This window comes from Stenotrophomonas sp. GD03930, from assembly GCF_029839665.1.
GTDB lineage: Bacteria > Pseudomonadota > Gammaproteobacteria > Xanthomonadales > Xanthomonadaceae > Stenotrophomonas > Stenotrophomonas forensis.
On sequence record NZ_JAOCAV010000001.1, the window covers coordinates 1,796,237 to 1,810,763 of the forward strand.

Consider the following 14,527-nt stretch of genomic DNA (forward strand, 5'->3'; position numbering starts at 1 on the left):
GGTCAGGAATCCAGCAGGTGGTCGATCCGCTCCAGGTTCACGGCCAGCTGCTGCTGGCGGTCCGGATTGGCGTGGCAGAGCAGCACGAACAGGAAATCCAGCAGGGCGTGCATGGCGCTACGGTACAGCAGCTGCGCCACCTGCGGCGTGCGGTCGTGCGCGCAGACCGCCAGTGCCGCATCCGCGTGCGCGCGCAGCGGATTGGCGGTGTGGCGGGTGATGGAAATCACCTTGCCACCCATGTCCTGGAACTGCCGCGACAGTTGCGACAGCTGGGGCAGGCTTCCGAATTCGGAGAACACCAGCAGCACATCGTTCGGGCGTGCCGCCGACAGGTTGGCCAGCATCAGGACCGGGTCGGTATGCGGCACCACCAGCAGCCCGAGCAGCGACAGCCGCATGGCGAACTCGCGGGCGTACAGGCCGTCATCGCCCAGCCCGTACACGAACAGCTTCGGGGCGTCGTCGAGCAACTGCACGATGCGTTCGATCTCCGCGCGCGGGTTGGCCTGGCGGGTTTCCTCTTCGGCCAGCGCCTTGCTGCGGCGCAGGGCCTCGCCCAGGCGCAGGTAGTCGTCGCCGCTGTCTGGCTCGCTCGGTGCCTGCTGCGGGTCGGTGCCGGCACGCGCGACATCCTGGCCGATGGAGTATTTCAGGTCCGGGTAGCCCTTGAAGCCGAGCTTCTGGCTGAACTTGACCACGCTGGACTGGCTGATGCCCAGTGCGCTGGCCAGCTGCTGGGACGAGTAATCGCGCAGCAGGTGGGCGTTGTCGAGGATGAAGTCGGCGATGCGGCGTTCGATGGCCGACATCTGCCCGCGCTCGGAACGGATCTTCAGCAGGGGCGGCATGCGGGGTGTCCGGGTGTCTGCAAAGGCGTTGCGGTTGGCAGCGTAGAGCGTGTCATGGAATGGGTCGGGCGGGTGGGGATTGCAGGGGACGCCGTGAATCCGTCCATGGAGGCTTGGCCGCCGCATCCATGCGGCGGACACCCCTGCAAGCCCCACCCGCCCGACCCCGGACACATCGCGCGCGTGCCAGCCGCGAAGGGATTACGGGGTAGGGCAGAAGCAAGAGCAGGTGCATCCACGCATGGCGTGGATCTACCGGGTCGGATCAACCCAGCATCTCCAGGCCGCGCACTTCGGTGATGCCCAGGCCCGGAACATCGCTGATGCTGATCTCCGATTCGTTGAAATGCACGCCGCCACTGACCGGATCGAACTGGCCCAGCGACGGGCCGTCCAGATCGACCTTGGTGATCACATCGCTCTTGGCCACCGCCAGGTGCACCGCGGCGGCCACGCTGATGCTCGACTCGATCATGCAGCCGATCATGCACGGCACACCGTAGATGCCGGCGATGTCGGCAATGCGGATCGCGTTGGACAGGCCGCCGGTCTTCATCAGCTTGATGTTGATGATGTCGGCCGCACGCTGCTGGATCAGGTCCATCACCTGGCTTGGGCTGAACACACTCTCGTCGGCCATCACCGGCGTGTTGACGCGGTCGGTGACGTACTTCAGTCCGCTGATGTCGGCGGCCTTGACCGGTTGCTCCAGAAGCTCCAGTACCACGCCGGCTTCTTCCAGCGTACGCATCGCATGCACCGCCTGCTTGGCGGTCCAGCCCTGGTTGGCATCCAGCCGCAGCAGTGCGCGGCCCTCGACGGCGGCATGGATCGCCTTGACCCGCTCGATGTCCAGGCCGATGTCCTTGCCGACCTTGATCTTCAGCGACTCGAAGCCGCGTTCGATCGCCGACAGCGAGTCGGCCACCATCTTGTCGATGTAGTCCACGCTGATGGTGATGTCGGTGGTGATCACCGGGTCGCCGCCGCCAAGCATCTGGTACAACGGCGCGCCATGCAGCTGCGCCCACAGGTCGTACAGCGCGATTTCCACCGCGGCCTTGGCGCTGGTGTTGCGCTCCATCGCGCTCTGCACCAGCCCGCACAGCCGGTTGAGGTTGGCCACCTCCTGGCCGATCAGGCGAGGTGCGATGAAGTGGCGGATCGCTTCGATGATCGAGCCATGGGTATCGCCGGTGATCACTGCCGTGGCCGGCGCTTCGCCATAACCGGTGTGGCCGGTGTCGGTGCGGATCAGCACCACCACGTCCTCCACGGTCTCCACCGTGCGCAGGGCGGTCTTGAACGGCGTCTTCAGCGGCACGCGCAGCATGCCCAGTTCGATGGCGGTGATCTTCATTCAGGGAGTCTTGGCTCGCAGGCGCTGGATGTTGGTGATGCGGTCGATGTAGCGGATGCTGTCGCTGGCCATCATCGGCTCCAGCGGCGTGACCGAAACACCATTGAGATGGGCCTGCACACGCTTGCCGTCGGCACCGAACCAGCTGCCGCCTGCCGTATCGTGGATGACCCAGGTGCGGCCGTCGACGTGGCCGATGGCCATCATCACGTGGCCGGGGATGTAGACCAGGTCGCCCACCTGCAGACCGGTGACGGCGCGGTCGCGCACCGTCTTGCCGTCCTTGCTGGTGAACGGCAGGCGGTCCAACGCCGGGCTGACCGCCTGCGCGCTGGTATTGCGCGGCAGCAGCACGCCGAAGCTGCGGTAGATCTCCGAGACGAAACCGCTGCAGTCGCGGGTGTCGTAGTCGTGGCCCCAGCCGTAGCGCTCGCCGAGGAATTTGAAGGCCTGTTGCAGCAGCAGGCGCGGGGTCAGCGGCAGGTAGTCGGCGGCGGTGTCCTGCGAGCGCGGCAGCAGCGCCGGTACCAGCTTCAATCGACCATCGGCTTCGCGTACCGGTAGCTGCACCACCCACGACGCATGCGCCTGCTGGCCGTTCACCGGCTCGGCGGCCGGCCAGTCGGCCAGCACCGGCAGGCGCACGCCCATGTCCAGCTGCAGGCGCGACACGCGCGGTTCTTCCGGGGTGTAGGCGGTCTGCGCGGTGGCGCCAGTGATGATGCGGTAGGGCCCCTTTGCGCCGTAGCCGAGTACCGTGGCCTTGTCACCACTGGCAATCGCGTCGGCCTCGACCCACGCGCTGTAGCGCTCGCTGTGGACGAACAGCCAGCGGCCATCGGCACTGCGATGGACCACGGCGACCTTGTCGCCGGGGAACAGCGCCGATTCCTGGAAGCGGTCGATGTCGGTGTCACCGACGCTGCTGAAAACGCGCTCGCGGGTGGGGAAGGTGCGCAGCGCGGCACGCTTCACCACCAGCCCAAACTGCGGCGCTACCTGCGCGGGAATCGCCTCCAGCCCGAGGTTGGCTTCGATCGCGCTGCGCAATGCCGGTGTGATGGGCTGGCCCTTGTCGTTGTAGAGGGCGCGCGTGGGCCAGCTCGACAGTGCGGTGATGCTGTCGCGCACCGCGGTTGCATCCAGCTGCGCGGGCAGCAAAGCGATGTCCTGGATGTGGCTGTCCTGCGCCCGCATCCGTGCGTTCTGCGCGTCGATCTGCGCGCGGTCGAGGATCGGCGCATCGGCGTTGTCCAGGCGTGCGGCCCAGTACTGCGGGGTCAGGAACGCCTCGTGCAGGCCGATCACATAGGGCAGTGGTGCGCCGGCATCGGGTGCCGGAGTGGTCTGCGCAAAGGCCGGCGCCGCCAGCAGGCACAGCGCCAGGGTCAAGCGGCGCGGCCAATGCCGGTGCCGTTCGCGGGAAGCCAGGATCATGCGCTGCACACCCTCCTCGAATGCCTGTTGGAATATTTATTCCTTTCGGCTGCGAAATCAAGAATAAATTATTGACCGGCATCCCGGCCCGTGTTACACAGCCGTTACCACCCGCGCTGGGGAAGTGTCGCTGTGGATCCTGCCGTTCGCAAACCGCGTCTGACTGCTGCTGCCGGCCTGGGGGCCGCGCTGCTGCTGTGGGCGTGGTCGGCGGGCGCGGAGCCGCCACCCTCGGCCATCCAGTTCGCGCGCGTCGTGCAGATGATCGACGCGGGACGGTTCTCCCAAGCCCATAGCGAGCTGAATACCTGGTCGGCGGCCGATGCGGCGGAACCGGGCGTCAGTTTCGATGACATCGCGTTCCAGGAAGAACGCATGCGCCGCATCCGCCTGGATTTTTCTCTTGACGAAACCGCCGCCAAGGCTGCCGTGCGGCGCTGGATTCCCGACCTGACCGACGAGGAATTCGCGCGCTGGGATCAGCTCGGCCTGATCGAGCACCTCGATATCGATGGCACGCGCTGGTACTTCAAGCGCGCACCGTCGAACCTGTTCCTGCTCAGCGATGAAGCACGTGCACGCCGCCGTGCGGATGCACCGATGCCGGCACCGGGCCCGAACGAAGTGCTCAACGCCCACCACGCGCGCGTGCTTGCCGCGGCCGAACAGAGCGGCAAGGCCTCCGTGCTGCCGCAGCGCATCGAATTCACCCAGTCGCTCACGGTGAAGGCCGATGTTGTGCCGGCCGGCGAAACCGTACGCGCATGGATTCCATACCCGCGTGAGATTCCCGGCCAGCAGGAACAGGTGCAGTGGCTGGGCAGCACGCCGGGCAAGGCGCGCGTGGCACCGGCAAGCACGCTGCAGCGCACTGCCTACCTGGAAGCCAAAGCCGTAGCCGGCAAGCCGACCCGCTTCGAGGTCCGCTACGCGGTCACGATCTTCGCCCGGCATACCGCGATTGATCCGGCCAAGGTGCAGCCGACACCGGTCGAACCAGCGCTGCAACCCTACCTGTCCGAGCAGCTGCCACATGTGCGCTTCACTCCCGCACTGAAGCTGTTCTCCGACCAGGTGCTGCAGGGCGAGACGCGGCCGTATGAGGTGGTGCGCAAGCTGTTCGCTGCGGTTGATCGCATTCCGTGGGCCGGTGCGCGCGAATATTCCACGATCAGCAATCTCAGCGATTACGCGTTGCGTGCGGGCCATGCCGACTGCGGTCAGCAGACACTGCTGTTGATCACGCTGCTGCGCATGAACGGCATTCCCGCGCGCTGGCAGTCGGGCATGGTGTTCTCCGGCGATGGCAGTGGCTACAACAACCTGCATGACTGGGGGCAGGTCTACCTGGCGCCGTATGGCTGGCTGCCGATGGACGTGACCACCGGCGCACTGGCCAGTGACGTGCCGGCCCTGCGCGACTTCTACCTGGGTGGCCTGGACGGCTACCGCATCGCCTTCAACGATGATTTCGGCCAGGCCCTGGTGCCGGCCAAACAGCACTTCCGCTCGGAAACGGTCGACTCGCAGCGCGGCGAGGCCGAGTGGGCAGGCGGCAACCTGTACTTCGACCAATGGAGCTACGACTTCCAGTGGCGGGTACTGCCAGCCAGGCAACGCTAGCGCGACACATCACACTCCACACCATTCAATTCTTGCAGGAGAGAGCAGGGGATGAAGGCTTACAGCATCAAGCGGGCGGCGTTGTGCGTCGCCCTCGGGGCGTGTCTGGGCGTGATCGCGCCCAGCGCATTCGCACAGGATGGTTCGGTGGTTGGCCGCTTGAGCAGCGATGCCGGCCAGGTACCGGCCGGTGCCACGGTGACCGTACGCAATCCGGCCACGGGCTTCGTCCGTTCGGTACAGGCCGAAGCCAATGGCAGCTATCGCATCCCGCTGCTGCCGGTCGGCACCTACGAGATGGAAGTGAGCTTGCCGGGAGGAGCGGCGAGCCGTGTTGGCCAGGTCACCGTCAGCCTGGGCAGCGCGACTACGGTGAACGTGCCGCTGGGTGCGGTCAGCACGCTGGGCACGGTCGAAGTCCGTGCTCCGCAGGTGGTGTCGATGGTGGACGTGAAGTCCACCGAGTCGGCCACCAACATTACCCGCGAGGAGTTGTCGCGCCTGCCGGTGGACCGTGACATCACCGCCGTTGCCCTGCTGGCGCCGGGTGCCGTGAAGGGCAAGGGCTCACTGGGTGGCCAGGGCATCTCCTTCGGGGGTTCGTCGGTGGCCGAGAACACCGTGTACATCAACGGGCTGAACGTCACCGACTTCTACAACCGGGTTGGCTTCTCCTCCGTGCCGTTCTCGTTCTACCAGGAGTTCCAGGTCAAGACCGGCGGCTACTCGGTGGAGTTCGGGCGCAGTACTGGTGGTGTCATCAACGCGGTGACGCGCTCGGGCAGCAACGACTTCAAGGCCGGCGCCGAACTGGTGTTCGAGCCGCGCGCGTGGCAGTCGCAGGCGCGCGACCGATACGACGGCAGCGGCAGCCGCTACATCACCGCCAGCCGCGACGACTACAGCCGCAGCGCGCTGAACGTGTTCGCCTCCGGTGCGCTGGTGCAGGACCGGTTGTTCTTCTTCGGCATGTACGAAGCCCGCGACTATCGCCCGACATCGACCAACGACGCCGGGACCCGCCTCAACCAGGGCAAGGCCGATGATCCGTTCTGGGGCGGCAAGTTCGACTGGCGCATCACCGACAACCAGATGTTCTCGCTGTTCGGCTTCTCCGATCGCAACAAGACGCTCACCGACGTCTACGCCTATGACTACGAGCGTGGCAGCACCGTGGGTGAACGTGCCAACCAGATCATGAACACCGTGGGTGGCCGCAACTGGTCGGGTACCTACAGCTGGCAGGTGAACAACGACCTGACCATGAAGCTGATGTACGGCGAGAACAAGCGCAACCGCGTGCAGAGCTCGCTGATGGACGAGAACTGCAATCGGGTCTTCGACAATCGTACCGCCAGCCAGGGCGTGCCCACCGCGCTGCAGGGTGATCGCAGCTGTACCAGCAGTTCCCAACTCGAATCCGCGCTGGATACGCGCAAGGCAGCACGCGCCGATTTCGAATGGACACTGGGCAACCATCTGCTTCGCTTCGGGCTGGACCGCGAGGAGAACACGTCCGACTACAGTCGCGCCTATCCCGGCCCGGGCGGCCTGCGCTACGACATCTACGCGCGCACGCCGGGCAGTTCGCTGAACGGCGGCGTGGTGCCGGCCAGTGGACTGGTGGCACGCACCCGCCGCTATGAGGTGGAAGGCGCGTTCGAAACGATCAACTCGGCGTATTACCTGGAAGACAACTGGCAGGTGACGCCGAACCTGCTGCTCAACCTCGGCCTTCGCATGGAAGCCTTCGACAACAAGGGCGGCGACGGCAGCAGCTACATCAAGATCGACAACATGCTGGCGCCCCGCCTGGGCTTCTCGTGGGACGTGCGTGGCGATGGCACCACCAAGGTGTTCGGCAACCTCGGTCGCTACTTCCTGCCGGTGGCCAATGTGATCAACATCAAGCAGGCCGGCGGCTTCCTCGACGAACGCACCTGGTATGAGTTCCTGGGCTACAGCGGCGCGGCCAACAACGTGCCGGTGCTGGGCGCACAGATCGGACCGGTGGACAACTCGCAGGGCGACGGCAGCGTGCCGGACCTGCGTGCCGAAGTGAACCGCGACATGGATCCGGTCTACCAGGACGAAGCGATCCTGGGCTTCCAGCAGATGATCAACGAAGCCTGGTCGATCGGCGCCAGCGTGACCTACCGGCGCCTGCACAACGCCATCGATGACATGAACATCACCGCCACCGGCCAGTGCGGTGCGATTGACAGTGTATGGATCATGGGAAACCCGGGCCGCACCAACACCGTGTGGGGCGATACCGATTGTGACGGCCGCAATGATGGCTGGATCAGCATCGATACCTCGAAGGAAGGCTGGGCGCTGTATGACGACAACGGCAACTATGTTGGCCAGCGCGGCTGGGTGAAGCCCAAGCGCGACTACAAGGCGCTGGAGCTGCAGGTCGATCGTGCCTGGGATGGCAAGTGGGGCTTCAACGCGTCCTACACACTGGCCTACGGCCGCGGCAACGCCGAAGGGCCGGTCAATTCCGATACCGACTTCGCCGATGCCGGACGCACCGAGAACTTCGACAATCCGTGGGTCAACTACGGCGGCTATGGCTACCTGGCCAATGATCGCCGCCACCAGTTCAAGTTCCGCGGCAGCTACGCGCTGACCGAGAACCTGAGCGTGGCCGCGACCCTGGGCGTGCAGTCGGGCAGCCCGATCACCCGCTTCGGCGCAGGCAATCCGTTCGATGCGACCGACTTCCACAGCTATTACGTGTGCGTGTCCAACTGCCAGGCCACGGTGCCGTCCGAACGGGTGTTCGTGCATTCCCCGCGCGGTGGTGATGGGCGCACGCCGTGGACCTACGATCTGGACGTGAGCGTGTCCTACAAGGTGCCGATCCCGACCGACCTGCGCCTGAAGCTGGCGGTGTACAACGTGCTCAACCAGCAGCGCGTGGTGACCGTGGACCAGGACTACGAACCGCAGGACAGCATCGGCACGCCGAACCCGCTGTTTGGCTACGGTACCGGGTTCCAGTCGCCGCGCTACGCGCAGCTGACCGTGACATGGGCGTACTGACGCCCATCGTGCACGCGCGGCGTGGCCTGTGTATGGCCGTCTTGGCAGTGTTTCCGGCTGTGGCAGCGCAGCCGGCCGGCACCGCATCCCTCGATGCCGATGTCGCGGCCGTGGTCCAGCATGAGCATCTGCCCGGGCTGGCCATGGCCGTGGTCGAGCAGGGGCGGGTGATCTACCGGCACGCCGAAGGCAAGCGCGGCGATGGCGGGCGCATCGATGAGGACACGCTGTTCAAGATCGCCTCCAACAGCAAGGCGATGACCGCCGCGCTGCTGGCGCGGCTGGTGCAGCAGGGCAGGCTGCGCTGGGATGACCCTGTGCAGCGCCATCTGCCGGAGTTCCGCATGCATGACGCATGGGTGGGCCAGCAGATGCAGGTGCGCGACCTGCTGATCCACAACAGCGGCCTCGGCCTGGGTGCGGGCGACCTGATGCTGTGGCCGGAGCCGAACACGTTTACCCGTGCCGACATCATCGCGGGGCTGGCGCACCTGAAGCCGGTCAGCAGCTTCCGCAGCCATTATGCCTACGACAACCTGATGTACGTGGTGGCCGGCGAAGTAGCCGCTGCGGCCGGTGGAAAACCCTATGACCAGCTGATGCGCGAACAGGTGTTCGAGCCCCTGGGCATGGCACGCTGCCAGGTGGGGGCGTGGTCGGTGAAACGCGTGGGCAACGTGGCGCAGCCACATGCCTGGCGCGGCGAACGCAACGAAGTCGTGAAAGCCGATGGGGCCATCAGCCCGGACCTGCCCTCGATGGCCGCCGGTGGCATCCGCTGCTCGCTGCGTGACATGACGCGCTGGATGCAGGTGCTGCTGGACCCCGCATTGGCGCCGGATTGGCTGGGTAGTGAACAGCGGCGCACGCTGTGGACCCTGCACATGCCGATGCCGTTGAGTGAACGGCAGCGGCGCTGGGACAACGCGCACTTCTACGGTTATGGCTACGGCTGGCGGGTGTCGGACATGGACGGGCAGTGGAAGGTGGCGCACACCGGCACGCTGTCGGGCATGTATTCGTCGCTGGCCTTGCTGCCCGACCGCAAGCTGGGTGTGGTGATGCTGATCAACGGCGAGGGCGAGGATGCGCGTACCGCGCTGATGCAGGCCATGCTGAAGCGCTTCACCGCACCCGATGAAGCGCGCCCGGCGATGGCCTACCTGGACGAGCTGAAGACTGGCCAGGCCACGCGGGCGGCAACCGGCCATCAGCGGCCAGCCACTTCCGATGCACGGCAGGCATCGGCTTCCGATCTGCCACGCTGGCAGGGCCGCTACAGCGACCCGTGGCTGGGTCCGGCCTCGCTGTGCCCGGGCAGGGACGGCCTGCGCTTCAGCGTGGACAAGTCACCCCGGCTGCAGGCCACGGTACTGCATCGGCAGGGGCGCTGGCTGCTGCGCTGGGATACGCTGGGCGACGAAGCGCAGGCGTGGCTGCAACCGGGCGAAGACCCGTCGCCGACGCTGGACCTGCGCGCCATCGATCCGGACATCGACTTCAGCTATGACTTCCAGGACCTGCATTTCACTCGTACTGGCGATTGCGCTGGCCGCGACCGCCAGCGGCGCTGAGCCGCCGCGCGTTTCAGCGGCCACTGATGCAGCCAGCGCCGGACTGGTGGAGATCCGCACGCTGTCGCCGCATATCGACATGGATATCCGCTACGCCGGCGCGAACAACTTCACCGGCGCGCCGGTACCCGGCTACGAGGCGCCTTCCTGCTATCTGCTGGCACCAGTGGCGAAGGCACTGGCCCAGGTGGAGCAGGATCTGCGCGCAGATGGATGGGGCCTGCGGATCTACGACTGCTATCGACCGGTGCGCTCGGTGCAGGCCTTCATGGCCTGGGTGAACGACCCGCGCGAGCTTTCGCGCAAGGCATTGCAGTACCCGGACCTTGACAAGCCACGCCTGCTGGCCGACGGCTACATCGCCGAGCGTTCCGGCCACAGCCGCGGTGCCACGGTCGACCTTGGCCTGCTGGATTGCCGCAGCGGTACCTGCACGCCGCTGGACATGGGGACGGATTTCGATTTCTTCGGCCCGCGTGCGCATACGCAGGCGAGCGGGTTGAGCGACGTGCAGCAGGTAAATCGACAGCAGCTGGTGCGCGCGATGGCCCGGCGCGGTTTCGTGAATTACCCGCAGGAGTGGTGGCACTACACGCTGCAGCCCGAACCGGACCCCGGCACCGCGTACGACGTCCCGGTGCGGTAGGGGTATCTGCAGGGCGCCGCCCTGCCGATACCCTTACACTGGCCGCCTTCTCATCCCTGCCCACCCGATGAACCTTCCCCTGCACTTCGGCCTGCTCGGCACCCTGGAAGCCGGCGCCATCGCCCTGCTGGTCGGCCTGCTGGTGTACTTCCTGTGGTCGCGCCTGTGCCGGCTGCTGCACTGGTCGGTGGGCCATGCGATCGGCTGGTCGTGCGTCATCTCGGTGGTGATCTCCACCGGCATCGATGCATGGAAGCTGTTCTACATGGGCATCGTGCGGCTGGAGTCGCCGCTGTATGCGCGCCTGTTTCTGTCCACCATCCACGATCCGAACGAACTGGGCAGCCGCGTGGTGCTGGAAATCGCCGGTGCGCTGGCCGGTGTCGCCTTGGGATGGGTGATGTTCAGTTCGCGGTCATTGGAAAAAACCGTCGACTGACGCAGGTTTTTCGTTGCCTGCCGGTTAAATCCTGCTGCGCTGAATGCGCAGCTTATGAGCCGCTCACTCCGCCCTAACCAGCGTGCTAATGCATGCGCGCTGGCCAGTGGTTAATCGTGCGTGTGCACGCACATCGCACCGCAAAATCGATTCAGAAACGCGGTGGCAGGGTAGGTGCCGTGCGGAAACAACACGCCGCGCAACACCACCCAATCGGTAGGAGACACCCCTGATGACTATTCGCAACCGCAAGCCCCTGATCGCCCTGATCGTCGCCGCCGGCAGCGTGCTGGCCATCCCGGCGATGGCCCAGTCGGCCAAGCAGCAGGCCGCGCAGGCGCAGAACGAAGCCGCGCAGGCCCAGCAGGCGGCGGCACAGGCCGGGCAGGCGGCTGACCAGGCCACCAACGCGGCCGCAGCGGCCTCGGCACAGGCCAATGGCGGTGGCCAGACCTGGGCCAGCATCGATACCGATGGCAACGGCACCATCAGCAAGAGCGAGGCACAGGTGAACGCCGGCCTCGCCCAGGTGTTCGACCAGGCCGATACCAACAAGGACGGCGAGCTGAGTGCCGATGAGTACAAGGCCTACGTGGCCGCCCAGCAGGCCGGTGCAGGTGCCGGCGCGGCGCAGGGCCGCTGATCCACACCTGATTCGGGAAAACCGGTGCATGGGGACCCGGGCGGCTACGGCCGCCCGGGTTTTTCCCGTCTGTCGGGCCGCTGTATCCTTGGCGGATGAATACCCCCACGCCTGCGCCGTCGCGCGCCATCGGCCTGGTTGGTTTTGACGGTGACGACACGCTGTGGAAGAGCGAGGACTACTACCGCAAGGCCGAGCAGGATTACCTGGACCTGCTGTCGCGCTATGTCGACGTGCACGACACCCAGACCGCCCGCCACCTGCTGGAAGTGCAGCAGCGCAACCTGGCCGTGTTCGGCTATGGCGTGAAGGGCATGGTGCTGTCGATGATCGAAGCGGCCATCGACATCACCGGCCAGCGCATCGATGCCAAGGACATCCAGCGCATGCTGGACATCGGCCATGACACCCTGCGCCACCCGGTCGAGCTGATCGACGGCGTGCGCGCATCGGTGGCGGCCATTGCCGAACAGTACCCGGTGGTGCTGATCACCAAGGGCGATCTGTTCCACCAGGAAGCCAAGATCAAGGTGGCCAACCTGCGCGAGCTGTTCCCGCGCATCGAGATCGTCTCGGAGAAGGACCCGGAAACCTACGCGCGCGTGCTGGCCGAGTTCGACCTGCCGATGCAGCGCTTCGTGATGGTCGGCAACTCGCTGCGTTCGGATATCGAGCCGGTGGTGACCCTTGGCGGCTGGGGCGTGCATACCCCGTACGCGGTGACCTGGGCCCACGAGACCCAGCACGGCGTGGCCGACGACGAACCGCGCATGGTCACCGCCGATACCGCGCACGATTGGCCAGCCGCGCTGGCGGCGATCGAGGCCAAGGCAGCTGCGGCGGCCTGACAGGGGCGGGCGGCTGCGGCAGAATCGGGGCATGAACGTCCGACTGCGCGCACTGATGCTGTCCCTGCTGCTGGCGCCGGCCACCGTGCTGGCCCAGCAGACCGCCGAGCGCTCGGCGGCTTACACCGTGGAAACCGGTGACAGTTGGGTGGATGCCCAGCTGCAGGACATCAACCATTACGCCGAACGCTATCCCGACGCCTTCCTCGACGAAGTATCGCGCTATGCCGGCGTGCCGCGCGGCTACATCAGCGCCTTGTTCACCATCCACGGCTGGCAGGCCGGGGATATCTATTTCGCCTGTTTCTGGGCCAAGGCCAGCGACCAGACCTGCCGCGACAGCGTGCGCGCCTTCAGCCAGAACCCGGAGGGCGGCTGGGAGGCGGTGGTCAAGCGCATGCCGCGCGCGCCGGACAACCTGCACTACCGTGCGGTGCGCCACGCCATCGTCGCCAGCTATGAGCACTGGGACCGGCCGATCACCCTCGATGCCACCCTGAAGCGCCAGCTGAAGCGGTAGTGCCGGTGGCCGGCAATTCCTGTACTCCAGGCATCCAGAGGTTGCCGGCCAGCGGCCGGCACTACCGATTTCCTTCATGTTGCTCTGCATATCGCCGCCGCCGCGCGCTCCGGCGACAATACGGGTTCGAGCTGTTCCCCGTTCCCGTAATCGAGTGACTGATGAGCGCCTCTTTCGTTTCGCCTGATGTGATCCGCCGCCTGTTCGCCCAGGCCATGTCCCGCATGTACCGCACCGAAGTGCCGCTGTACGGCACGCTGGTGGAACTGGTGGAGCGGATCAACGCGCAGGTGCTGGAGCAGGACCCGGCGCTGGCCGCGCAGCTGCAGCGCAATGACGAGCGCGCGCGCCTGGACGAGGAGCGCCACGGCGCGATCCGCGTCGGCACCGTGCAGGAACTGGCGACGCTGCGCCGCCTGTTCGCGGTGATGGGCATGTTCCCGGTCGGCTATTACGACCTGTCGGTGGCCGGCGTGCCGGTGCACTCCACCGCGTTCCGGCCGCTCACCGGTGCCGCGCTGGCACAGAACCCGTTCCGCGTGTTCACCTCGCTGCTGCGCCTGGAGCTGATCGAAGACGAAGCGCTGCGTGCCGAATCGGCGCGCATCCTCGAACGCCGCCGCATCTTCACCGAGGGCGCGCTGGCACTGATCGACCAGGCCGAGCGTGACGGTGGCCTGCCGCAGGCCGACGCCGAACGTTTCGTCGAAGAGGCGCTGGAAACCTTCCGCTGGCACGGCGACGCCACCGTCGACCTGCCGACCTACCACGCCCTCAACAAGTCGCACCGGCTGGTGGCCGATGTGGTCAGCTTCCGTGGCCCGCACATCAACCACCTGACCCCGCGCACGCTGGATATCGACGCGGCGCAGGCGGCGATGATCGAGCACGGCATGGCCGCCAAGGCCGTGATCGAGGGCCCGCCGCGCCGTGCCTGCCCGATCCTGCTGCGCCAGACCAGCTTCAAGGCACTGGAAGAAGCGGTGCATTTCCCGGACAGCGAAGGCGGTGATGCCGGCACGCATACCGCGCGTTTCGGCGAGATCGAACAGCGCGGGCTTGCGCTGACCCCGAAGGGCCGCGCGCTGTACGACCAGCTGCTGTCGCAGGCACGCGATGCCGGTGGCGAAGGCAGTACCGGTGGCGACTACGGCCAGCGCCTGCAGGCAGTGTTCGCCAGCTTCCCGGATGACCATGACACGCTGCGCCAGGAAGGCCTGGGCTACTACCGCTACCAGCTGACCGACGCCGGCCGCGCCGCGCCGGAACGCGTGGCCGATCTGCCGGCCGAAGTGCTGGTGGCCACCGGCCTGGCCACCGCCGACCCGATCGTCTACGAGGATTTCCTGCCGGTCAGCGCTGCGGGCATCTTCCAGTCGAACCTGGGTGGTGAAGAACAGCGCGCCTATGCCGCCCACGCCAACCGCGAGGCCTTCGAGCAGGCGCTGGGCGCGGCGGTGAATGACGAGTTCGAGATCTACGAGCGGCTGCAGGCCGAATCGCTGGCGGCGCTGCGTACCGCGTGAAGGTAGAGC

General features: G+C 66.4%; 12 protein-coding genes. 9 read left to right on the top strand and 3 right to left on the bottom strand.

Annotated elements, in window-relative coordinates; all coding sequences use genetic code 11:
• Window positions 1-2 precede the first annotated feature (2 nt).
• The 3 genes from N5C18_RS08060 to N5C18_RS08070 form a co-directional block, all read right to left on the bottom strand.
• The gene (locus N5C18_RS08060) at window positions 3-851 is read right to left on the bottom strand and encodes a MurR/RpiR family transcriptional regulator (protein WP_053448600.1); all 849 of its coding nucleotides are present in this window, start codon (window positions 849-851) and stop codon (window positions 3-5) included.
• A 265-nt stretch (window positions 852-1,116) separates the two neighbouring features.
• Window positions 1,117-2,211: a dipeptide epimerase gene (locus N5C18_RS08065; RefSeq protein ID WP_164242833.1), complete on the bottom strand. Its 1,095-nt coding sequence runs from the start codon at window positions 2,209-2,211 to the stop codon at window positions 1,117-1,119.
• Window positions 2,212-3,648 (bottom strand): SH3 domain-containing protein, encoded by a 1,437-nt coding sequence (locus N5C18_RS08070; protein ID WP_279944203.1) that lies wholly within the window; start codon window positions 3,646-3,648, stop codon window positions 2,212-2,214.
• 132 nt (window positions 3,649-3,780) lie between these two features.
• On the opposite strand from N5C18_RS08070, the gene N5C18_RS08075 reads away from it, so the two are divergent.
• The 9 genes from N5C18_RS08075 (at window position 3,781) to N5C18_RS08115 (ending at window position 14,518) form a co-directional block, all read left to right on the top strand.
• A complete protein-coding gene (locus N5C18_RS08075) occupies window positions 3,781-5,271 on the top strand; it encodes a transglutaminase domain-containing protein (RefSeq protein ID WP_279944204.1) in 1,491 nt (496 codons plus the stop codon).
• A gap of 51 nt (window positions 5,272-5,322) precedes the next feature.
• Window positions 5,323-8,322, top strand: coding sequence for a TonB-dependent receptor (locus N5C18_RS08080; protein ID WP_279944205.1), 3,000 nt, complete (start codon window positions 5,323-5,325; stop codon window positions 8,320-8,322).
• A 32-nt stretch (window positions 8,323-8,354) separates the two neighbouring features.
• Window positions 8,355-9,896 (top strand): serine hydrolase, encoded by a 1,542-nt coding sequence (locus N5C18_RS08085; RefSeq protein WP_279944206.1) that lies wholly within the window; start codon window positions 8,355-8,357, stop codon window positions 9,894-9,896.
• Window positions 9,829-10,542 carry a M15 family metallopeptidase gene (locus N5C18_RS08090; protein ID WP_053511219.1) on the top strand — a complete coding sequence of 238 codons (714 nt, stop codon included), beginning with the start codon at window positions 9,829-9,831 and terminating at the stop codon, window positions 10,540-10,542. The genes N5C18_RS08085 and N5C18_RS08090 overlap by 68 nt, the downstream gene beginning before the upstream one ends.
• Window positions 10,543-10,609: 67 nt before the next feature.
• Entirely contained in the window at window positions 10,610-10,981 is a 372-nt protein-coding gene (locus tag N5C18_RS08095; protein WP_053448606.1) for a hypothetical protein, read from the top strand.
• 232 nt (window positions 10,982-11,213) lie between these two features.
• Window positions 11,214-11,624, top strand: coding sequence for an EF-hand domain-containing protein (locus N5C18_RS08100; protein ID WP_004153928.1), 411 nt, complete (start codon window positions 11,214-11,216; stop codon window positions 11,622-11,624).
• A 95-nt stretch (window positions 11,625-11,719) separates the two neighbouring features.
• Window positions 11,720-12,472 (top strand): HAD family hydrolase, encoded by a 753-nt coding sequence (locus tag N5C18_RS08105; protein ID WP_008264489.1) that lies wholly within the window; start codon window positions 11,720-11,722, stop codon window positions 12,470-12,472.
• 31 nt (window positions 12,473-12,503) lie between these two features.
• Complete coding sequence (locus tag N5C18_RS08110; protein WP_279944212.1) at window positions 12,504-12,992, top strand: hypothetical protein; 489 nt, start codon at window positions 12,504-12,506, stop codon at window positions 12,990-12,992.
• A gap of 161 nt (window positions 12,993-13,153) precedes the next feature.
• Window positions 13,154-14,518 carry a VOC family protein gene (locus N5C18_RS08115; RefSeq protein ID WP_279944214.1) on the top strand — a complete coding sequence of 455 codons (1,365 nt, stop codon included), beginning with the start codon at window positions 13,154-13,156 and terminating at the stop codon, window positions 14,516-14,518.
• Window positions 14,519-14,527: the final 9 nt, after the last annotated feature.